The sequence below is a fragment of the Bradyrhizobium viridifuturi genome, from assembly GCF_001238275.1.
Classification (GTDB): Bacteria; Pseudomonadota; Alphaproteobacteria; order Rhizobiales; family Xanthobacteraceae; genus Bradyrhizobium; species Bradyrhizobium viridifuturi.
This window is the reverse complement of record NZ_LGTB01000038.1, coordinates 1-20,614: the sequence shown is the minus strand read 5'-3', so window position 1 is coordinate 20,614 and position 20,614 is coordinate 1. Positions and strand designations below refer to the sequence as shown.

At 60.7% G+C, this 20,614-nt stretch carries 18 protein-coding genes and 2 pseudogenes; 7 read left to right on the top strand and 13 right to left on the bottom strand.

The genetic code is table 11. From position 1 onward, the window contains the following. The first annotated feature begins 158 nt into the window (after positions 1–158). Positions 159–647: a YciE/YciF ferroxidase family protein gene (locus ALC15_RS29675; RefSeq protein ID WP_050630356.1), complete on the top strand. Its 489-nt coding sequence runs from the start codon at positions 159–161 to the stop codon at positions 645–647. Positions 648–1,576: 929 nt separating this feature from the next. On the opposite strand, the gene ALC15_RS29670 is transcribed toward ALC15_RS29675, so the two are convergent. The 7 genes from ALC15_RS29670 to ALC15_RS29645 all read right to left on the bottom strand — a co-directional run bounded on the left by ALC15_RS29670 (position 1,577) and on the right by ALC15_RS29645 (position 7,621). Continuing rightward, positions 1,577–2,296, bottom strand: a complete 720-nt coding sequence (locus ALC15_RS29670) for a YkgJ family cysteine cluster protein (protein WP_050630355.1) — start codon at positions 2,294–2,296, stop codon at positions 1,577–1,579. Continuing rightward, on the bottom strand, positions 2,254–2,760 hold the full coding sequence (locus tag ALC15_RS44280; RefSeq protein ID WP_157860954.1) for a hypothetical protein: 507 nt from the start codon (positions 2,758–2,760) through the stop codon (positions 2,254–2,256). The genes ALC15_RS29670 and ALC15_RS44280 overlap by 43 nt, the downstream gene beginning before the upstream one ends. An 86-nt stretch (positions 2,761–2,846) precedes the next feature. Beyond that, entirely contained in the window at positions 2,847–4,106 is a 1,260-nt protein-coding gene (locus ALC15_RS29665) for an arsenic transporter (RefSeq protein ID WP_050630354.1), read from the bottom strand. Beyond that, positions 4,106–5,365: an MFS transporter gene (locus tag ALC15_RS29660; protein WP_050630353.1), complete on the bottom strand. Its 1,260-nt coding sequence runs from the start codon at positions 5,363–5,365 to the stop codon at positions 4,106–4,108. Before ALC15_RS29660 ends, ALC15_RS29665 begins: the two co-directional genes overlap by 1 nt. A gap of 12 nt (positions 5,366–5,377) precedes the next feature. After that, positions 5,378–5,833, bottom strand: coding sequence for a DMT family transporter (locus tag ALC15_RS29655; protein ID WP_094194201.1), 456 nt, complete (start codon positions 5,831–5,833; stop codon positions 5,378–5,380). 36 nt (positions 5,834–5,869) lie between these two features. Then, positions 5,870–6,976: a metallophosphoesterase family protein gene (locus ALC15_RS29650; protein WP_050630352.1), complete on the bottom strand. Its 1,107-nt coding sequence runs from the start codon at positions 6,974–6,976 to the stop codon at positions 5,870–5,872. 9 nt (positions 6,977–6,985) lie between these two features. Then, positions 6,986–7,621 carry a hypothetical protein gene (locus tag ALC15_RS29645; RefSeq protein WP_050630351.1) on the bottom strand — a complete coding sequence of 212 codons (636 nt, stop codon included), beginning with the start codon at positions 7,619–7,621 and terminating at the stop codon, positions 6,986–6,988. 65 nt (positions 7,622–7,686) lie between these two features. Here ALC15_RS29645 and ALC15_RS45565 point away from each other — a divergent pair, with 65 nt between their 5' ends. Beyond that, complete coding sequence (locus ALC15_RS45565; protein ID WP_210168608.1) at positions 7,687–7,851, top strand: hypothetical protein; 165 nt, start codon at positions 7,687–7,689, stop codon at positions 7,849–7,851. A 27-nt stretch (positions 7,852–7,878) separates the two neighbouring features. After that, positions 7,879–8,262: a CHASE3 domain-containing protein gene (locus tag ALC15_RS29640; RefSeq protein WP_050630350.1), complete on the top strand. Its 384-nt coding sequence runs from the start codon at positions 7,879–7,881 to the stop codon at positions 8,260–8,262. A gap of 369 nt (positions 8,263–8,631) precedes the next feature. Here ALC15_RS29640 and ALC15_RS29635 read toward each other — a convergent pair whose 3' ends face one another. Together ALC15_RS29635 and ALC15_RS29630 are read right to left on the bottom strand one after the other, a co-directional pair. Then, complete coding sequence (locus tag ALC15_RS29635; protein WP_050630349.1) at positions 8,632–9,981, bottom strand: sigma-54-dependent transcriptional regulator; 1,350 nt, start codon at positions 9,979–9,981, stop codon at positions 8,632–8,634. After that, a complete protein-coding gene (locus ALC15_RS29630) occupies positions 9,981–11,348 on the bottom strand; it encodes a sensor histidine kinase (protein ID WP_162240524.1) in 1,368 nt (455 codons plus the stop codon). Before ALC15_RS29630 ends, ALC15_RS29635 begins: the two co-directional genes overlap by 1 nt. Before the next feature lie 524 nt (positions 11,349–11,872). On the opposite strand from ALC15_RS29630, the gene ALC15_RS43585 reads away from it, so the two are divergent. Then, entirely contained in the window at positions 11,873–12,328 is a 456-nt protein-coding gene (locus tag ALC15_RS43585; protein WP_128089626.1) for a hypothetical protein, read from the top strand. Positions 12,329–12,837: 509 nt separating this feature from the next. Here the strand turns inward: ALC15_RS43585 and ALC15_RS45560 are convergent. From ALC15_RS45560 to ALC15_RS29610, 4 genes and pseudogenes are all read right to left on the bottom strand, one after another. Continuing rightward, positions 12,838–13,059 carry a hypothetical protein gene (locus tag ALC15_RS45560; protein ID WP_050630347.1) on the bottom strand — a complete coding sequence of 74 codons (222 nt, stop codon included), beginning with the start codon at positions 13,057–13,059 and terminating at the stop codon, positions 12,838–12,840. A gap of 1,251 nt (positions 13,060–14,310) precedes the next feature. After that, positions 14,311–14,841, bottom strand: coding sequence for a VOC family protein (locus ALC15_RS29620; protein ID WP_050630346.1), 531 nt, complete (start codon positions 14,839–14,841; stop codon positions 14,311–14,313). Between the two features lie 105 nt (positions 14,842–14,946). Next, positions 14,947–15,795 carry an alpha/beta fold hydrolase gene (locus ALC15_RS29615; RefSeq protein ID WP_050630345.1) on the bottom strand — a complete coding sequence of 283 codons (849 nt, stop codon included), beginning with the start codon at positions 15,793–15,795 and terminating at the stop codon, positions 14,947–14,949. Positions 15,796–15,845: 50 nt separating this feature from the next. Further along, positions 15,846–16,669 (bottom strand): annotated as a pseudogene (locus ALC15_RS29610) (oxidoreductase). Positions 16,670–16,839: 170 nt separating this feature from the next. Here ALC15_RS29610 and ALC15_RS29605 point away from each other — a divergent pair. From ALC15_RS29605 to ALC15_RS29595, 3 genes and pseudogenes are all read left to right on the top strand, one after another. After that, a complete protein-coding gene (locus ALC15_RS29605) occupies positions 16,840–17,694 on the top strand; it encodes a LysR family transcriptional regulator (protein WP_050630344.1) in 855 nt (284 codons plus the stop codon). 275 nt (positions 17,695–17,969) lie between these two features. Continuing rightward, positions 17,970–19,015, top strand: a pseudogene (locus ALC15_RS29600) (IS110 family RNA-guided transposase). A 380-nt stretch (positions 19,016–19,395) separates the two neighbouring features. Continuing rightward, on the top strand, positions 19,396–20,607 hold the full coding sequence (locus ALC15_RS29595) for an ABC transporter substrate-binding protein (protein ID WP_050630343.1): 1,212 nt from the start codon (positions 19,396–19,398) through the stop codon (positions 20,605–20,607). Positions 20,608–20,614 lie beyond the last annotated feature (7 nt).

The window sequence follows — 20,614 nt, the reverse complement described above, 5'->3', positions numbered from 1 at the left end:
GATGAGCCCCTCCAACGGCTGCGCCGAGGCTTCGTTCCTTGACGGCCTTGCGGCAAAGCTACGCGATCGCCGATGACGGATGCGCCGGCGCAGATAGGAACGAGGTCCCGGAGCGCCGGTTGTGGGTGCATATCAACCCGCAGACACGGAGCAGACCCATGCCGGAGAAAGACCTCAGCGCCCTCTTCCTCGATACCCTCAAGGACATTTATTACGCCGAGAAGCAAATCCTCAAGGCGCTCCCGCGCATGGCCAAGGCCGCTGGCTCCGACCAGCTGCGCGCCGCGTTCGAGAAGCATCGTGACGAGACCGAAGGACAGATCGATCGGCTCGAACAAATCTTTGATCTGATGGGTAAGCCCGCACGCGGCAAGAAGTGCGATGCCATCGAGGGCATCCTCGACGAAGGCAAGGAGATTATGGAGGAGTACGCCGACACGCCGGCACTCGATCCGGGTCTGGTCTCCGCGGCTCAGGCGGTCGAGCATTACGAGATCGCCCGCTACGGCACCCTAAAGGCCTGGGCGGCCAAGCTCAGCATGAAGGACGCCGTCAAGCTGATCGACCAGACCTTGGCCGAGGAAAAGAAGACGGATGAAGCCCTCACCAAGCTCGCGGTCAGCGCCATCAATGCCGAAGCAGCTTGAGGAGACGCGCTATGAAGCGAACCATCATGGCGATTGCCATCGGCTGTGGGTAGCCCTCGCGGCAAGACAGTTGAAGTCCGGTTAGGCTCCGAGATCGGACATAAGAGCCGGACGAACGCAATGCCCGCGAAGGGCCACGTGCAGAAATTCGCGACCTCGGCCGCGTCGACGCAGCCGGCGAGCTTGATGGGTTGGTTTGCCGAATTCAAAGGCGTGGCCTTCGGTTGATCGAAACAATGTTCGACAAAGGTTGCGTGAAGACCTGACGAAAATCGCAGCTCTAATTTGCTTCCCCGAGTGATCGGTGGAACCAACTCTTGGCAAGGCATTTCGTTCAATAGGCCACCCGTTATACAGATTTTAGTCTTGAGGTTGGTCCGATAGCAGTACGAACATCGAGCGGACGAAGTCGGCAGATGGTGGCGAGAATTTTAGCAAATAGTGCGCCGCCAGCGGCTATCACGTCAGACCTGTGCGGTCTGGGAGCGAGCGGCCATTGCGACACAATTTTCGGTGGCCAGTTAGGGCCGCGCTGCGAAAAACTTAAAGTCTCCCTGCTGTGTATACTTTTGCACAAGGGCGGACCCAAACGGCTGGGACGTGGCCAGGCGCGCCCGAGAACTCGACCCCGAATCCCTGTTGTTTACATGACTGGAGACCCAGCAGATCAGTGACCGTCTCTCGGCGTGCCTCACAGCGTGCTATTAAATATGCCTTTCGCGCCAGCTCAGATCGTTACTGCGGTAGCGCAACTCCCCAATGCACAGCCGCCCGGCGCTTACATGACAAGATTCGCCGCTTTAACCCAGTTGCTTTACTGGGAATATCCACCAAAGCAAAGAATCCTCGCGCGTGCACCGCTTGCGCGCTGCTTTCCATGCGTGTCTCCTCCTCGTTCCTCCGTACGGACACTCAAGTTCTGCAAGCCCTCACACCTCTGAATCGCGGATTGATTCGGCCGGCATGATTTCTCCGTCTATCGAGATAAGGCACTTCTCGACCTCTTTGATATGGCGCTCGACAATCTTGTCCGGATCATCCTGCAAGGAAGTCCGGACCATCGAATCGATGTCCATGAAGGCCGAGGCGACGGATCCAGACGGAAGTTCATCGATCTCCTTTCGGCGGTCCTGCCGGCGATCGAGTTCGTGCGGATCCGCCTTTTCCAGAATTGCGAGCATCTTGTCGTAAAGTACGCCGTAGCGATCCGAGTTTCGGAAGTATGGTTCGACTACCTGCTGATCGAGGTAGTCCTGGACCGTGCCTGCGTTGCCGTACACGCCCTCCGTCTGCGGGTGCGGCGCCAGGTGCCCGAACGACTCCTCGCCTTCGGCCGAAACCCAGCGGGCGAGCGGATATATCCTGCACGCGAGCGGACGATCCGGATGCACGGAACAGCCTTGTTCGTTCAGGAAGACACAGTTGCCGTCTTCCGCCGAGCGCAAGACGGTGCCACCGGCTTCCGTCTTGCGCTCAATGAACTCGGTCGTCGAGAGTCCCAAGCGGCGCGCCAGCCGCAGGACCTCATATGGATTGACCCGGATGGCCTTGTTCCTGCAGCAGCGCTTGCAAGCGTGACAATTGTAAGAGAAGGAAGACGCGCGGGTCATATCGAAATCGACGCGCGCGACGAGGTCGCCATAAGCCATGTCGCGCTCCTCAAGCTACTTCGGTGCCTTGATCCGATCAATGATGTCGCGCGTGATGTCGGCGCAGCTCCGCATGGATTCATCGGCGGCGCAGCGCACGTCGACGGCAGTCGTGCCGTCGCTCGCGACGTCGACCTTATGCGGCCAGCCTTGCCGTCCCAGCGCACCTCCTTGCCGCCGAACTTGCCTTCACCTTTACCTTCTCCCTTTCCCTCGCCTTTGCCTTCTCCCTTGCCCTCGCCTTTGCCTTCACCTTTACCTTCGGCCTTTCCTTCGCCCTTGGCGTCAGCCTTGCCTTCGATCTTTGCATCCGCCTTGCCTTCGCCCTTGCCGTCGGCTTTGCCCTGCGCGAACGCGGTCGAGCGCATGCCGAGCGCGACGCCTAACGCGGCGACGCCGGTGGCCAGAGCAAGAGTACGCCGAGACAGGCCGGTCCGATCGCCACGGTTTGATTCACTGGTCATGTTTTCCTCCAAATTGCACCGATCGGCCGATCGGCTCTGGTTGCTAGTCCTCGCTCCGACGAGTGAGAACGGGTGTTGCTGGAGCGTCATCGAGGCGCCACCAGCGAAAGCGAAAAAAGCGAAAGCACAAGACTCGGCGGCATCACCAGGAGGCCGAGCTTCAGAAAACGCACGGCGCTGACGTTCTCTCCTTCGCGGCGGAGCGCGATGAGCCAGAGGATCGTGGCAAGCGAACCGGTCACGGAGAGATTTGGTCCGAGGTCCACGCCGATAAGGATGGCCGCCGTTATTTCATGCGAGGCCTGAGCCGCGTGAGACGTAGTGGCCGCGATTAGGCCCATCGGGAGATTGTTGATAAGATTGGAGGCAAACGCCGAGATGATGCCACTGCCCCACGCCGTCGCCTTCGGCGCATCGGCGGCCGCCTGCTTCAACATGTCGGCAAGGGCCGGAAGCACGCCGGTATGGTTCAGCCCTTCGACGAGAATGAAGAGCCCGGCGACCAGCGGCAGAACGGACCAGGCGACATCCCGAAGAACCGGCAATGGAGATTTCCGCCCGAGCACCAGAGCGATCGCGGTGACGATCGCGCCACAAACGAACGTCGGCAGTCCGAGATCGCGGCCGAGTGCCGATGCGACCAAAAGCGCGACCGCCGTCGCGCCGATGCCGAGCGCGACGATCGCAGCAGTGCGCGTCAGCACAACACTCTTCGCCTCGCTTTCGACGCTGCCTCGGAGACTGTCACGCTGGCTGAAGCGGAGCAGCAGAAACGTCGCAGCAATCGCGACCACCGACGGCAGGCCGAAGTAGCGCAGCCATTCGATAAGTGTCGGCATCCGCTCGCCGAAGACGACGAGATTGGCCGGATTTGAGATTGGCAGCACGAAGCTGGCCGCATTGGCGATGAAAGCGCAGACAAATAGATATGGCAACGGCTCGACTTTGGCCGTACGGGTCGCCGCGTAGACCGCGGGCGTCAGGACCACCGCCGTGGCGTCGTTCGACAGGAAGATCGTGACCACCGTACCGACCGCATACACGATCGCGAACAGCCGGGATGCCGAATGGCGGGATTGCCGCACGGCCTGCACGGCAAGCCAGTCGAACAGACCCTCCTTGCGTGCGACCTCGGCGAGCAGCATCATCCCAACAAGGAAGAAATAGACGTCGACGCCCTTGCCGGCTGCTGTCAAGGCTTCGCGCCACGGCAGCAGGTCGAAGGCGACGAGCAGCACCGCACCCGTCACTGCCCAGATGAATTCGGGCAAATTCCACGGCCGAGCGACCACGCCGAGAGTGGCGAGTCCTGCGATGCCCCATGTCGCGGTGGCTGCGTTGAACATCAACCTGCCCCTGCGACCGCAAGTTCGGGTGTCGTGCGGCCCGGCCTCCCGGCACAGGCCGGCTTGAGCAGCGAGCCGAAAGCCAGCCAGAGCCCGACCGACACGGCGGCGAATGAGCCCAGAATGAGGAACATCGATCCGTAGCCCATCTCCTGCGCGATCCACCCGCCGATCGCCGGGCTGCTCGAGGCGCCGATGCCCTGGACGGTCATAACCGCGCCCTGGCCCGCATTGACGCGGCCGGTGCCGTCGAGAATCCGAGCCACCAGTCCGGGAACGGCGACGCTCTGCAGACCGGCTCCGATGCCGTCGAGGATCTGCACCGGGTAGACGCCCCATTTGCTCAGCAGCCAAGCCGCGATGACGCCCCGGATCGGGAGGGCGACGAAGGAGACCAGCAACACCAACCAGTAGCCTTCCTTCTCTGCCATCCGCATCGCGGCCAATGATGTCAGGATCATCACCCCCTGGGCGATCACGATCGTCATGGCGACGAAGCTTGCGGGATCCGCATGCTTGTCGGCGACCACCGCAAGTCCGTAGAGAGGCAGCATCGCGGCGTTGCCGAGGTGGAAGAACAGCAGAGCGGCCGAGAGGATCAGCAGCGGCTTAGATTCGACGAGGACCTGCAGCCCACTGACGTGGCCTTGCTGGCTGTCCTTCTGCTCGAGACCACGGGCGGCGTCATCGTCGATGGCATCGCCGGGGATCATCAGCACGGATATGATCGAGAGCACGCCGAACGCCGCCGACAGCCAGAACACGGCCGTGAAACCGTATAGCCATCCGAGCAGGCCGGACAATGCCGCGCCGACCATGTTGCCCGCGTGATTGTAGGCCTGGTTCTCTCCGTTCTGACGGTTGAAGCCGGCTTGGCGCACGATACCGAGCGTGATGCCGGCTACCGCAGGGCCGATCGCGGCGCCGGCGATCGCGGTCGCCACCTGGGATGCCGCCACCAGCCAGAATTCCTGCGACAGCAGCACGATGCCGGATGCGATGACGGTGCAGACGCCCGGAATGATCACGTACAGGCGCTTGCTGCGCGTCGAGTCGATCAACGCTCCTGCCGGCGTGGTCATCAGCATGCCGGCGACGCCGCCCGCGGTCATCACGGTTCCTATCCATCCGCTCTGCCAGCCGTGGGCGAGGAGGAAGACGCCGAGGAAGGGGCCGATGCCCGCCTGCATGTCAGCCATGAAGAAGTTCAAGGCGAGCAGTGGTGCGAGGGCTCGTTGTTGGGATTGCGCGAGCGTCATTCGGACCTCCCCTCAGAACCTCGAGATGAGGGCGATGCCGGCCACCATGAGGATGGCGCCAGCAATGCGGCCCAAGCTGAGCTCGTGGACCGTCATTCCGAACAATCCGTACTTGTCGATGATCAGCGACATCAGGATGTTCGCCGTGATGGTCAGGCCGCCGAACGTGCCGGCGCCGACCTGGCCGACGAATATGAGGCCCGCCACGACTGCGAACGCTCCGATCAGCCCTCCGAGCGGGGCCCACCATGGCATCGCAGCGATGCTTTCACGTGTCGGAAACGGATGCGGTTGGCACATCCACAAGACGGAGAGAAAGGCGACGACCGGCAGGAACGAGATGATGCTCGACAGCCAGGGGTTCTCCATCGAATTGCGCAACGCGTTGTTCATCGGCGGTCCCCACGCCTGCAGCGCGCCGCAAACGAGAATGATCGGGTAAAGCCAGGCCGGACTAATGTTCTGCATGACGTCAAATTCCACCGAGAAAATGGTTGTGGGCGATCACCACTTCCGCCCGTTTCGATTGGGACCAAGCTGCGTTCCAAATAAATGGCGTTCTGGCCATGCACCAATCGAGTTCGTATCGCTGCCGCTCGACGCGCGATCACGATTGCCGTCTGGGTCCCACTCGATAACGTCGCGTTCCTGTGAGCCGTTTTGGTCAGTTGCTCTCACTTCGAGGCGACATGGCGTGTCCGAACGGAGCGGCGCGTTGAATTGGCCGCCTTCGATGCTCGACATCCGAAGCCAGGGACCGTCGTCGATACGGAGATCCGCATGCGCTGTCGTAGCCGCGCCCCAGACCGTAGCTCTCACCTCGGCCGGGGTCGGTTGGCCATCGCCGTGGATCGAAAGGCGGCGGTCCGCCGGCGACGTGATCATCACGAACGGCCACGGCGACTCGAGCGGCTTGAACCGCCAGCTTACCGCGTTGCCATCAACGGCCATGAACGCCAAGCCGACTGGACCTTCTTCGATCTGTCCCGTCGACCTCGTCGCCGCATAGACGGTCCGGCCATCGTGCGAAATCTCGTTGTAGTGGGTATGGCCCATGGCGACGAGCAGCGTATTGCTCTCGTCGAGCACCCGCGTCAGTTCTTCCGCCTCGTCGCCGAGATCGGCGGGATAGGCGTGCATCAAGACGACGCAAGTCTTGCCCTCTTGTTTAGCGGCAGCGAGCCGAAACTTGAGCCACGTGAACTGTTGCTGACCCAGCCTGAAATCGGGGCCACCGGTTCCTTGCGAGACCACGTCGAGGAACAGACAGACGCAGCCCTTGATCTCCTCGGCGAAAGGCAGCTTCGGGACGTACAGGCCGTCGTAGAATCTGGTCAGCGACCTCGGCTTGAAGTCGTGATCGCCGGGGATCGCGCGCCACGGGAGCCGGAGCCTCTTGAGGCCGTCGCGCACCAGCGCGAACTGTTCGCTGGTCCCGTCCTCGGCATTGTCACCGGGCAGATAGACGAAGTCGATCTTGCCGCCGACATTGTCGTTGAGCTCGTCGACGATCCGCAGAAAATCCCGATGGTTCTGCAGGCCATGATCCGTGGCGTGCAGATCTCCGATCTGCACGAAACGTAACGGTCGGGCGTTCGAGATGTTTTCCATTTTCAGCGCTCAAGCGTGATGGCCGGGACGATGATGCTTTTCGTGATGCTTGGGCTTCTTGTGGCCCGGGCCGTGCTTGGGCTGCTTCGGGCCGCCGACGGCCTTGAGTTCGTCCGAGGAAGGACCGATCTCCCTGGCTTCAACCACAGTTCCGAAAGATGTGGTCGCTCCTTCGCCTTTCGCCGCGATCTTGCGACCCGCGAAGAACAGGTCGGAAAACCGCTCGGCTTCGTGCGGCGGGAGACGGATGATACGACCATCCTCCAGCACCGCGCCTCTGGTCTCACCCTTCGGTCCGTGGATTGGCTGGCGAACGACACCCTGGACGTTCATGGGTCCGTGCTTGGCTTTCTCGAATTCGTCCTCGTCGGGCCGATGATCCGGACCCTCGTCCAGCAGGCGGCCCTCGGGCGTGTCGATAGCGACGGCCGCGATCATTTCGACGGCGCGCGGGCTCACGCCACGGACGCGCACCTTGCTGCCTGGGCGGACGTCGCGCAGCAGGCGTGGCGACAGATGTGGGGGGACATGAACCTCGCGGCCGTCGGTCATGAGAAAGCCGTCGGCTTCGCCGTGTTTGTTCACGAGGAATAGATCGACGGTTCCGACGACTTCCGGCAGATGATCGGGATCGATCCAATGCATGAGACGCTCCTTGCTATCGATGATGGCGTACTAGCTTCGCAAGCCGCGTGCCAACGGCCGAGGCCTTGAAATCACTTCGCAAATTCTCACTTCGTCAGTTCCGGATCGTCGGCTTTGAAGACACCCCGTCCGCAATCACGACGCCGGTCGCGGGGTATGCGCTGGGACGGATTTCCGTTGAGGAACCGCATTTGCGCCGGGAGAAGCCAATTGGCGATGCTCCTGGTTGAAGGTTCGCCCACGGCCAGGATCCAACGATGCGCGCTACGCAGCTGCTGACACGACGACGAATGATCGCTTCCCTCCCGGTCGTGGTCGCGATCGTCATGAGCGGCGCGATCTCGTTCGGGTACAACCAGCTTCTGAAAAGCTATCGCGCCGACGTGGAGCACACGTTTCGCATCATCACGGCTATCGATCAGTTGCAGATGAAGCTGCAGGACGCGGAGACCGGGCAACGCGGGTTCATCATCACCGGAGACGAAAGCTATCTAGGCCCGTTCGCGGAAGGTAGCGTGTCCATAATGGATACCGTGGCTGAAATCAGAAGGTTGGCGGAGGACAACGCCACGCAGATCGCACGGCTGTCCCGGCTGGAAGAACTTACGACGGCTATGCGTTCCTATTTCTGCGTGCGCTGACGTTGCTCAACGCCATCGCGCCGGCAGACAGCCGCGGCAGAGTTCTCTCAGCCGTCTATCTGGTCGGATACGTCTGCATGGGCATTTGCGCGCTCGCGTTAGGCGTGGTCGCGCGCAAATGGGGATTGGCCACAGCAAACGCGGCGTCGGTCGTGCTCGCTTCGCCAGGAAGTGCAATGTTCTTTTTTGGTCGCGACGCGCTGTCCGACAATGGCCGAATGATTGCCGGCCCACTATTCGCCCAACGCCAGCTGCGCTGCCGCACAAACTCGCGCGATAGGCAACTGCGTCTGTCGTATCAAAATTACTGGCTTAATGAGCAAGCGGCCCAGCTAGAAACCAGGTATTTCGACGATGCTAGTTTCCCCCTCAGCAACCGTTGCCCACCTGATCAAGTCCGTACTTGGTCATCTTCGAATGAAGCAGTTGGCGATGAATACCCAGCTTCCGAGCCGCCTCGGCCCGGTTACCCTGACTTTGCGCAAGCGCGTTGGAGATCATCTTTCGCTCGAGCTCTTCGAGAGCGGCAGGCAACTCCGTCGTTCCAACCGTTGCATCACCGTGGGCAATGGGCATGGGCGTATCGAGGAAACCGAAATCATCGACGTCGAGGACGTCGCTATGGCTGAAGATGGCGGCGCGCTCCATGGCATTGCGCAATTCGCGGACGTTGCCCGGCCACGGATGGTCGATCAACCGCTTTTCTGCTTGGGGGGACAGCACAAGTGACCGCGCGCTCGCGAGGCGCAGGAAGTGCTTGGCCAGCGGAAGGATGTCCTCCGTCCGCGCGCGAAGCGGCTGAAGCACGATCGGGACCACGTTCAGCCGATAGAACAGGTCTTCTCGAAACCTGCCCTGAGTGACCCATTGCGCAAGGTCGCGATGCGTGGCGGCGACGATGCGCACATCGACGGGCTGCGACCGTCCTCCGACCGGCGTCACGACGCGCTCCTGGATCGCACGAAGGATTTTCGCCTGCATCGCCAGATCCATGTCGCCTATCTCGTCAAGAAAGAGCGTGCCTCCGCTTGCCTCCCGGAACGCTCCCTTGCGCTCGCTGACGGCGCCGGTGAACGCGCCCTTGACGTGTCCGAACAATTCGCTTTCCAGAAGGTCGGCCGGTATCGCTGCGCAATTGAGCGGGACGAACGGTCCGGTCGAGCGCGCCCCCGCGCGGTGGATGGTTCTGGCCACCACCTCCTTGCCGGTCCCGGTCTCGCCCGTGATCAGCACCGTTGTATCGTTGTCCGCAACGAGACCAATGGTCTTCTGCACCGTCCGCATGCCAGCGCTGGATCCGATGAGATCGCCATCCGAGGAGTCGGCTTCGACAACGCGCGCCGGCTCTCGGATGGAAGAACGAGCTCGGGTCATACGGCGCAACAGGGAGGCAAGATCGTCGCGGCCGACCGGCTTGGTCATGTGATCGAAAGCGCCGAGACGCATCGCTTCGATCGTGTTTGCTGCGGTCGCATAGGCGGTCATGATCGCGACCGGCGGCTTGGCGCTCTCCGCCCGATAGTGGCGGAGGACATCGAGGCCATTCATGTCGGGCATTCGCAAATCGAGCAGTATCGCGTCAGGTCGGCACGTGGCCGCAAGACTGATCGCCTCGCGCCCGTTGGACGCGGCGCTCGCCTCGTAACCGAGGTCTCTGATGGTTTCGCAGAGGGCCCCGCGCAGCGCCTCGTCGTCGTCGACGATCAACACTCGGGTCATCAGGACGCTCCGCCCGGCAGTTCGATGAGAAACGTGGTCCCGTCCCCTCGATGCTCAACCGTCGCGCGGCCCCCATGGGCCTCCGCTATTTCGCGGACGATCGCAAGGCCGAGGCCTGTACCGTCGGCACGCCCCGTAGTGAAGGGTTCGAACAGGTGATCACGGATTTCTGCGGCGACGCCGTTGCCGTGATCGGCTACCGCGATCTCCAAACCGGTCACCGTTGACTTGGCAAAGACCCTGATCGGCGCGCCCTCCGGGGAGTTCTGGATGGCATTCAGGATCAGATTGTCCAATGCACGCCCGATCTGCGATGGGTCTAGATGGGCCGGAGGATCGAGCGCATCAGGGGCTTCCACCGAAATCGGCCTGCGACCAGCCTGCTCGGAGAACAGTTCGGCGTGCTCCTCCAGCAGACCTTTGACATCGGAGATCGCCTCGCGACGAACGGCGGAACGTTGGACAGAGCGCAAGAGATTCTGCATCAACTGCTCCATCCGGGCGACCTGGTCGACCACCACGCGCAAGGCATCCTTCGCGCGCAACGGATCGGCATTTTCGGCCAGCGCGTTCTCAGCCTTTAACCGCATGGCAGCCATTGGGTTCCGTATCTCATGGGCGACCCCTGCAGCTACCCGACCGAGCGCGGCGAGGCGCTCGCCTTCGGCGACCCTTTGCCGGAGTTCTTCGGAGCGTTGCCGCGCCTCCGCGGCCGCGATACCGGCCCCATTGATGGCTCCGACGATGCGATCGAGGTCGCGCTGGCCCGTGAGCGCTAGGACTGGCAGATCCGCCGATCCGCTCGCAAGTGCCCGCTCGATCGAACGGAGGCGCAGCGACCACCTCCACAACACGCGGGCGAGCAGAGCGGCTGAGCCCAGCAATACGACCAGCAGCAGAGCAAGGCCCGTCGTCGCCAACAGGAATGGCCGACCACCGACCGTAACGACCCGGGTCATGGCCCACGCAGCAAGATCGGGCTTGCCCGGGATGGGACAGCCCTGCAGCATCAAAACCTGCGAGGGCGCATCTCGCTTCCAGGCGACCGGCCGATCGGCGGCAACCGTACTCTCGGCAACTTGACGGATCGTCCGCTCCTCCGCTTGCGGGAGATCCGTCTTGACGCCAGTGCCTTCGTAGGAAGGAAACGCATAGGCTATCGACCCAACGCCGGCGCGCCATATCCCACCTTCCACTCCCGCAAATGCTTCGAGCGCGTGAGACGCGCTGCGGCTCGGATCATCCGCTGAAACAGTCACGGCCGATCCGGCGGCCTCCCTCGCGACCGCGTCGCAGGCTCTCACCAGGACGGTCTCCGCACGATCTATGCGCTGGCTGTTCGTCTCTTTGTAAAGGGCGATCAACATCGCCCCGACCACGACGGCCGCGATCAGGAAAAGGCCCCAGCAAAGGACGAACCATCCGACGATCGAGTGGGGAAAGGGCAGTCTGCGATCGGTAATCTGGCGCCTCCACGACTGGCGAGGGGTCTCAAAAAGTGTCGACGTAGGATCGGCACCTCTCACGCACGTCCGGATCCATCTTCTACGCGTTCGAGGAGATGTTTGCGACCATGCATCGAGGTGCTTAAGACAGATTTTGCCGGCACCGACTGCGGGAGCGCGTCGGTCGGGCTTCCGGAGATCGGATAGATCGCTCCGTGTCATGTCGCGATTCCGGACTGATGGTGTGCATTGACGACGCAATTTCCCGGGCCGTGAGGTTTATGGGAGAATATTCACATGTCGGCAGCGTTGTTGCCGAGCGTCGATGAGATGATGGCCATGTTGCCCCAGTCCTGCGCGACGGCGGCGCCTGCCACCGAGGCCAGCAAGCGTCCGAGCAACGCAGAACTCATACACTGACAATAAAACTAAGCCGCTGAACTGTGTTGCTGGCTGTCTGCTTTCGCATCAGTGGCGCAGGAGTTCGTTCCTGCTCGGGAACGGTATTCCTTAGTTCGGATGGCAACTTCCTCTGGCGCGTATTTGCCGGGTTCGAGAAACCGACCAAGTGGCATGTACATTCCCGGCCATTCGCCGGTGAAGAGATTGCAACCATCGTCGGCGCTCCAGCAGAGTCGTTCGGCAACAAGGTCACGGTCGTCGAAGTACTTGCAGACGACACAAAGACGACGCAGATCTGGATTGCGCGAGCCAGGGCGCGTCAGGCGATAACCTTGATACTCGCTTCCGTTCCGGAAGGTCGGACTGCCGAGGTTCTGGATATCAGCTTGACGTCAGAGCAGGGAAGACGCTCGAAGAACTCGATCTTCAGTACGGAGATGTCCACAAAATCAGCTGACCGGATACCCGCCCGAAGCTTTCCCGCATTAATAGCAAAATAACTCAGGTTGGCCGACCAGCATCCGAGGAGCCAACGATGGTCCACAAGTGCAGCAGCGGCCTCAGAATCCCGCAGCCTTGTTAGAGCGCTTCCTGGATCCTCGATGCAGACCCCCGTTGAGGGACCGGCCGATCCACTCGCCAAATCATAACCGCCCACTGGAATCGAAAGGGGCCGCTTCACGCGCGGCCCCTTGCCGGTTTGGGTATCGGTTCGTGATGAAATCTAGCCCCGGCAAGAGCTAAATTAAAGTTTTCAACAACCCTGTTGGATTCCGGGAAAATACGGTGTTTCGTGCCGACAGTCCGCCAACTACAGGCCGCGATAGGAACAATTCATTGTCGGGAAAATTAGGCAATTGGCGACGGCGCAATCCCGCCCCCACGGCCCGCCCTCGCCATCAGTCCCAGCGCTCCTCCCCAGGGCGCTGGGACTTATTGTTTGCGGCTCACTTCGGCCGCCTTCGATTACCGTGAACCAGAATGAAGGAGGCCGCCTCTGTTGGCGGCCTTACTTTCTCGGCAGCCGCCTGTCTTCCTTCACCAGTTCGGAAATGAAATTGGCCAGCGCTTTCGTTCCTGCGAATTGAGCGGCGGAGTCGGACTGGTAACCGTCTGCGGTCATTCTAATGCCCAGCGGTCGGCTTCTCCGGCATATCTCCCAACCCCACCGCTCGGGACTATTACCCGTCCGGAAGGTGGTGAGGTAATAGTCGTCGGGATTGATCGTCATACCCCCATACTAGACTAGGCTACCGCGCCGCAGAAAGCCGAGGATTAAGGCAAACTCCGTTCACCCACGGAGAACGCCGGCAATCCAACTTGGCGGTGGACTGAGAACGAATCGGGGATCGTGGAATATGCCGTTCAGTAGGACTACTGAGAACAGGCCCGCTGGATGGTTTCCGTCCGCCCAACTCTAATTAGGACGGTCCAAATTTCAAATTCGGACACTGGGGCTTAAATACGGAGCACCGCCCATAGGTTCGCGTAGGCTCCACGCTGACCCTCGCGGCCCGTTCGCCGCCACCCCGTAGCCATCAGAGCGCCAACGCGTGAAGCCCAGCGCGGCTGGTGGGATGTCGGTTCAATCTGGAAAGGCTGCGGAAAATTTTTAGAATTGGACGGCGCGACCATCAGTGTTCTCCGGCGTGCGATGCTGCCTTGAAAGAGGAGCAGAGGCCGGGATCGCTATGAAGCTCAAGCGGGGATCGCATACGGCGATCTACTTTTTTGCGCGCTTTGCGGCGCCAGAGCTTGAAGGGTGGTGCTGGAGGGGATTTAGACGCCAGGGAAGAATTGGCATTTTTAGACTTTTGAGCCGTTTTCAAATCGTTCCGGCTTGATACGAAAGTTAATTGTCGCGCGGGCGTTACTGAGCTGACAAACTAGAACCATCACCGCACGGCCCTAGGTATCTATCGGTGATGAGATCGCTGTCACCGCGCTCCCGCCCTCTCCAACGCAGTGGAGCGCGCAAATGTTCGAACAGCCACGCCTCGAATCTTATTCAATGCCAGGGCGCATCTGCCTTGGTGTTGCAGCTTTCAGCAGCGCAATATTCATCTTCATTATTACGCTTGTGGCGTTTGCGCCATAATCTGGATCATCGTGACTTCGTGCTTTCGGGGCGACCGTAGAACCGCGGCGCGACGCCTTCCTTCATGGCTCATAGCGCCGCACGTGTTCGATCTGCGGTATGTTCGCGAGATAGACTTTGCACACTCCCGCTCTGACAGTCCCTGCAAGTCGAGCGCCACCTGGTCTCGGACAAGCGGTTTCATTGAGCCAATGAGGTGCAAAGCCACTCGAGCCACCACGGGCAACCCCGCGCCGCAGCTTATTTGCTGGCGGGCGCATATCCCGGATGAGACAGCGGTCCCGATGGACCGCTATTTCGAAAAGGTAAATGGTGGCCTCCGGCGCCGAGCCGGGACATGCATCCGACATGTCGTTAGTCAAAGCCGGTAGCTCCCCGCTCCTCTCAATCCTCGTCTTGCCACCGCCGCAGGTTCGTTTGATCGTGGTAGGCCATGCGGTCAGGCGTGGTGATGAACTCAATCGTCGTGCCCCATGGCATGCGGCAATAGCAGACCCTGTTTCCGGGACCTTTTTCGGTTGCGTAGGGAATAGCGCGGGGCGCGGTAAGGACTGCGCCACCGGCCTTCTCGAAGCGCTCAACCGAAGCGTCGATGTCGTCAGTGTAGACGCCGACGTGCGTAATGCCGAAGTCGCTTGCCCGAACCGGCTGAGCTTGTTCGGGGCCGTGCATTTCAAAGAGCTCGATGTCCGGTCCGGTTCCGACCTTGACCATCGCCTGCGCCCGCACGACCGTTCCAGGAAAAGCACCAGTGGCCCGCTCGAATTCGGGTCCTTGTCGCGGAGGGTCCTGCGGTCCGAAGGACTGATAGATCACCTGGCCGCCGAAAGCTTCCACCAGGAACGATTTGGCTGCTTCGATGTCGGGCACCGTGATGCCGATATGATTGACGCCGCGAATGACAGGTGCGGTCATGATAGTCTTCCTTTCTCGTTTGATTGATCGAACGCGATGGGTGCGGGCGCAACTCGCCCGCAATGTCGTGATCCGCCCGGCCCACGACGGCGCGGGCGCAGAGTTTCAATAGGCCTTGAGGAAATCGATCAGAGCGGCTGCGACTTCATTCGGCCGCTCGTCAGCGACATAGTGACTGCACCGCGCAATCGAGCCGCCCGTCACGTTGGTGGCAAACTCCTTGAGCATCGGCACCATCTGCGCACCGAAGCGCTGGTCGCCACCCATGCCAAGCACGGGTATCGCGAGAGGTTGCTTCTTATATTCGAGCGCGGCGGCGTGGTCGGCCGCGAGGGCTCGATACCATTCCATGGCCCCGCGCGTGCGGCCAGGAAGGGCCATCGCTTTCGCGTAGATCTCGATGTCCGCGGGATTGAAGGTGCTGTGATCGTAGAACCGCTCAGCCATGAAGGTCGAAACATAGTCATACTCGCGGCCATGGATCAGGCGCTCGGGTAGGTCCCGGTTCATATGAAAACTGAAGTGCCAGATCCTTGCCGTCGTCGACTCCCATTGCGTCCAGCCAGGAAGTGGAACGTCGAGGACAGCAAGATGCGTGACAGCCTCTCGATAGAGTGCCGCCTGGCGCACCGCCACCATTCCGCCGATGTCATGACCGCACACAGCATAGCGTTCGTGCCCAAGGGCAAGCATCACTTCATGCGCATCGCGTGCCATCGTCGCCTTGTCATAGCCGCCCTGCGGGCAGTCGGAAAAACCCGCGCCGCGCAGATCAATAGCCACCACGCCGAAGTGCTCGGCCAGCAGCGGCATCACATGGTGCCATTCCCACCATGTTTCCGGCCAGCCGTGAAGCAGAAGGATCGGCGGGCCTGAGCCTCCCGTCACGGCGTTGATCTTGATGCCGTTCACCGGCACCAGCTGCTGGGTAAACCCGTTCAAAGCTGCGATCATGATCGCTTTCCAGTCAGATGGAGGTGTCAGATAGAGCGCGTGTACAGCGCTCAGGGCTGGTCGAAATCGGTGGCGATCGTGATGTCACGCCAGGCGTCGATGTCGCTGCGGAAGGCCGCCAGTTTTCTTTCGGCGACCGCGTGCGCGGCCGGGCCGAGCGGCAGATGGAGCGGGGGGTTCTCGGCGTCGACCGCTTGCAGGATCACTGTGATCGCCTTGTCGGGATCGCCTGCCTGATTGCCGTTGCTGGTTTCGCGATAGTGTTTGCGTGAGCTTGCGGCATATTCGGGCATCTCGTTGGCCGCCATCATGATCGATCGGCCAAGGAAATCGGTGCGAAACGGCCCGGGTTCGACGACCAGCACGCGAACTCCGAACGGCTTCAGCTCGCCGGCGAGCGCTTCGGAAATTCCTTCCACAGCAAACTTGGCGGCGTGGTAATAGCCTCCGCCGCCGCGGCCCTCTATACCCGCACCGGACGACATGTTGACGATCGTTCCGCCCGAACGTCGTAGGACGGGTAGCGCGGCTTTGGTGGTTTCGATCAGACCGAAGACGTTACATCGAACATCGGCCGATATTCTTCGGGCATGCCTTCCTCGATCGCGCCGAACAGCGCGTAGCCGGCATTGTTCACGAGCACGTCAAACCCGCCAAATGTCTCGACCGCCTTCGCGACCGCTGCCTTGGCTGCCGCCGCATCGGTCACATCGAGTGGCAAGGTGATCATGCGGCCACCGAAAGGCTCAGCCATTGCCCCGATCGATCTGACATTGCGGGCCGTCGCGATAACCCGATCGCCGCGTTGTGCCGAAGCGAGCGCGAGCCGCTGGCCGAAGCCGCTCGAACAGCCTGTGATAAGCCAGGTTTTCATAACTTCTTCTCCGAGTTGTTTCACCCACGCAGCCGCCCTCATGGATGGAGTGGCGGAATCCCCAGAAGGACGCGCCTTCAGACGATGGCGGAAATCTAGGTGCGTAGATTTGTTCGTTAAGTGATGTTCCTGTACTCTCGGCGTTCAGTTTTGTGCGGGGGGGGGGCGCGATGGAATGGAGTGACGTAAGGATCTTCCTCGCAGTTGTGCGGTCCGGCACGCTCGGCGGTGCCGCGCGATCGCTTCGGACAAGCCATCCGACCGTCGGCAGGCGCCTTCGCGCACTCGAGCAGGCAATCGGTCATACGCTCTTCCAGCGCACAGCGGACGGTCTTGTTCTGACCGATGAGGGCCACGGAATCATCGCGCTGGCCGAACAAATGGAAGAAGGCGCGCTGGCCATGGAGCGCCGGCTCGCGGGGCGGGAGCAGAATCTCAAAGGCAGTCTGCGCATTTCATCAACGGACTGGTTCGGGGCCTATGTCCTCCCTCCCATCCTGGCGGATTTCTCGAACGCATACCCGAATGTCGACGTTGAAATCCTGACCGGCACGCGCCGGTTCAGCCTCGCCCAGCGGGAGGCCGAAGTCGCTTTTCGTGCCGTTCCGTTCGACACTGCCGATGTCATTCAGCGGCGGCTCTTCAGGCTCGAATACGGCGCCTACATCGCGGAGGAGGCGGCTGATCCCAAATATGGCGATGGGACTGGTTGCCGGCTGATCACGCCATCCACGCCCCACTTCCCCGACATCGCGTGGCTGATCGAGAGTTTCCCCAACGCAAGACCGGTCCTGCGATCGAACAACCGCAACGTCCAGGGACGCATGTGCAGAGAAGGCGTCGGCATCGCTGTCCTGCCCTGCGTGGTCGGCAATCAGATCAATGGTATCCGTAGACTGGACCTGCCGACGCTGCCGCCAGCGCGAGACATTTGGATGGGATACCACCGAGACCTACGGCGTCTTGGGCGTCTTCGCGCGTTCATTTCGACGGTATCGGACCATCTCGTGAACGCGACCGCCTGATGTGCGGCCTGGAAATGACTCAAGGCTCCCGGAGAAAACCAAGATTGCTGCAGTCGTCTCGGCCGGTCGCTCCTCGACCGTCCCGCGCCCAATTTGCTCGAATTCGATCATCGTCGCATCCTGCGCAGCTATCGAGGAAGGCCCTAAGAAACGGTGTGTGCTAATCCCGCTGAGGTTAGGTGATCCTCTGAACTTCCGCTAATGGGATGGACCGGCTGCTTCCCCCGCGGGGATAGTCTGCAAAGACTACCCTTCAGCATCCGGAGAAGCAGCCCATGATCACCACACCCTTGGCCTCGATCGGCATCGACATCGGTAAGGAAGTCTTCCACGTCGTCGGTTTTGACACTGACAGCAAGATCGCTTTCCGGCGCAAGATCAAGAGGCTGGCCCTCGTTGAGACCTTTAAACGACTGCCTCCCAGCATTGTCGGCATGGAGCTTGTCTCAGCGCTCACTTTGTCAGCCGCGCTCTGCGTCAACTTGGCCATCAGCCAAGGATCATCCCTGCGATCTATGTAAAGCCGTTCGTGAAGGGACAGAAGAACGACTACAACGACGCGTAAGCCATTGCGGAGGCCGCCCTGAGGCCGAACCTGCGCGTCGTGCACGAGAAGACGCAAGACCAGCTCGACCTCCAGGCCCTGCATCGAGTTCGCTCCCGCCTGGTCTCGCGGCGAACGGCGACCATCAATCAGATCCGCGCTTTTCTGATCGAGCAAGGCATCGCGGTCAGGACCGGGGCGACGGCTCTGCGTAACTCGCTTCTGACGATCCTGAAGGATCGGCAGAACGAGATATCGCCACGAATGCGCGATCTGATCGTCGGTCTCTACGAAGACTGGATGCATCTCGATGAGCGGATCGAGACCCTAGCCGGTGAGATCGACCAGATCGGCGAGAAAGAAGCCAACTGCCAGCGCCTCATGAGCGTCCCCGGCATCGGTCCTCTGATCTCTACCGGCGTCGTGGGAGCTATCGGCACCGGTGAGGCATTCGAGCGCGGACGAGACTTTGGTGCATGGCTTGGCCTCGTGCCACGTCAGTACAGCACGGGTGGCCGATCTATCCTGGGGCGCATCTCCAAGCGCGGAAGCAAGTATCTCAGGACCCTGTTTATCCAGGCTGCAAACGTCATACTGATGCGCCCGCACAATTGGGATCGCTTCAGCTTCGGAGCATGGCTGCAGAACGCAGCTCCACGGCTGCATCGCAACAAGCTTGCAACGGCCTTGGCCAACAAGCTGGCGCGGATAGCATGGAGCATCTTGCGGAGCGAGAAAGCCTTCCATGCACCCCATTACGAAGTGATCGCAATCTAAATCTCGCCCCGAGTTCGCGACAGAGAAAATGCATGGAACGGATCGATGAACGCATCCAGAGTCTGGTGACCCAAATGGCTGCTTGGCAACCTGTCCGCTACGCTAGCATAATGAAAGCCATCATCCGAGAGCTGTGGTCTAGGCGATAAGTAAGGGGCGTTGCCCTAAACCATTTCTGGCAGAGTCGCGACCAGCGGCACATGCCGCGAAGGCGCTTCTCTCACTTCGGAAGAATTGATAGACTGGGCATCATTACGAAATCGCGTGGCGACAGGGCTGCGAGGCGGTGCTCCACAGCTTTGCGACGCTCTCGCCTCGGCAGGTCGAGCTGAGTTCTTACCAAAACTGTCCGCCGTGTTGGCCTAATTGCGGGGTAGCACATGAAAACGGTTTTCAGTTTGATCATCGTCGCGGCCGCTCTCGTGAACAATTCGGCCAGTGCGCAATATACGGATAACACCATCAAGATCGGCATATTGACGGATATGTCGGGCATTTACTCGGACATTGGTGGGCCTGGAAGCCTCGTCGCCGCAAAGATCGCGGTCGAAGATTTTGGTGCGGCTGCCAAGGGCATGAAAGTAGAAGTCGTCGGAGCCGACATGCAGAATAAACCTGACATCGGCGCCAGCATCGCCACGAGATGGTTCGATGTCGAGCAGGTCGATGTGATCGTGGATGGCATGAATTCCGGCGTTTCGCTCGCTGTAAGTGAAATTGCCCGGCAGAAGAACAAGCTGTTCCTGGTGACGGGCGCGGCGACGTCGGACCTCACCGGTCCAAAGTGCAATGCCAACACAATTCATTGGGTGTACGACACGTGGGCGCTCGCCAACAGTACGGGTAAGGCGACCGTACAGACAGGTGGCGATACGTGGTTCTTCGTCACCGCCGATTATGCTTTCGGTTATGCTCTTGAACGCGATGCCGGGGCGGTCGTGGAAGCCAATGGCGGGAAAGTGCTCGGTAAGGTCCGGGTGCCAATTAACACCAGCGATTTTTCGTCATTTCTGCTTCAGGCCCAAGCCTCAAAGGCTAAGGTGGTCGGCCTCGCCAACGCCGGCGGCGATGCCACGAACGCTATCAAGCAAGCGGCCGAATTCGGAATTGTCAAAGGCGGTCAGAACATCGCAGGTCTCCTGTTGTGGGTGAGCGACGTCGCAGCACTTGGCCTACCCATAACGCAGGGCGTCGTTTTAACCGAAGCTTGGTACTGGGATTTGAACGATAATAACCGGGCCTGGACAAAGCGCTGGCAGGTTGAGCGCCCTGGAAAAATTCCCACCTCGGCCCATGCAGGGGTCTATTCGGCTGTCACCCACTATCTCAAGGCGGTCGAGGCGCTCAAGTCAGATGCCGATGGCCGCGCCGTCGCCTCCAAGATGAAGGAGATTCCGACCGACGACCGCCTTTACGGCAAAGGGAAGATTCGGGCCGACGGACGCAAGATCCACGACATGTATCTCTTCGAGGTAAAAACGCCCGCTGAATCGAGATATTTCGGCGACTTTTACAAACTGCGCGCCACCATTCCGGCACCGGAAGCCTTTCGTCCACTCAAGGATGGCGGTTGTCCGTTAGTGAACGACTAATTGTCGT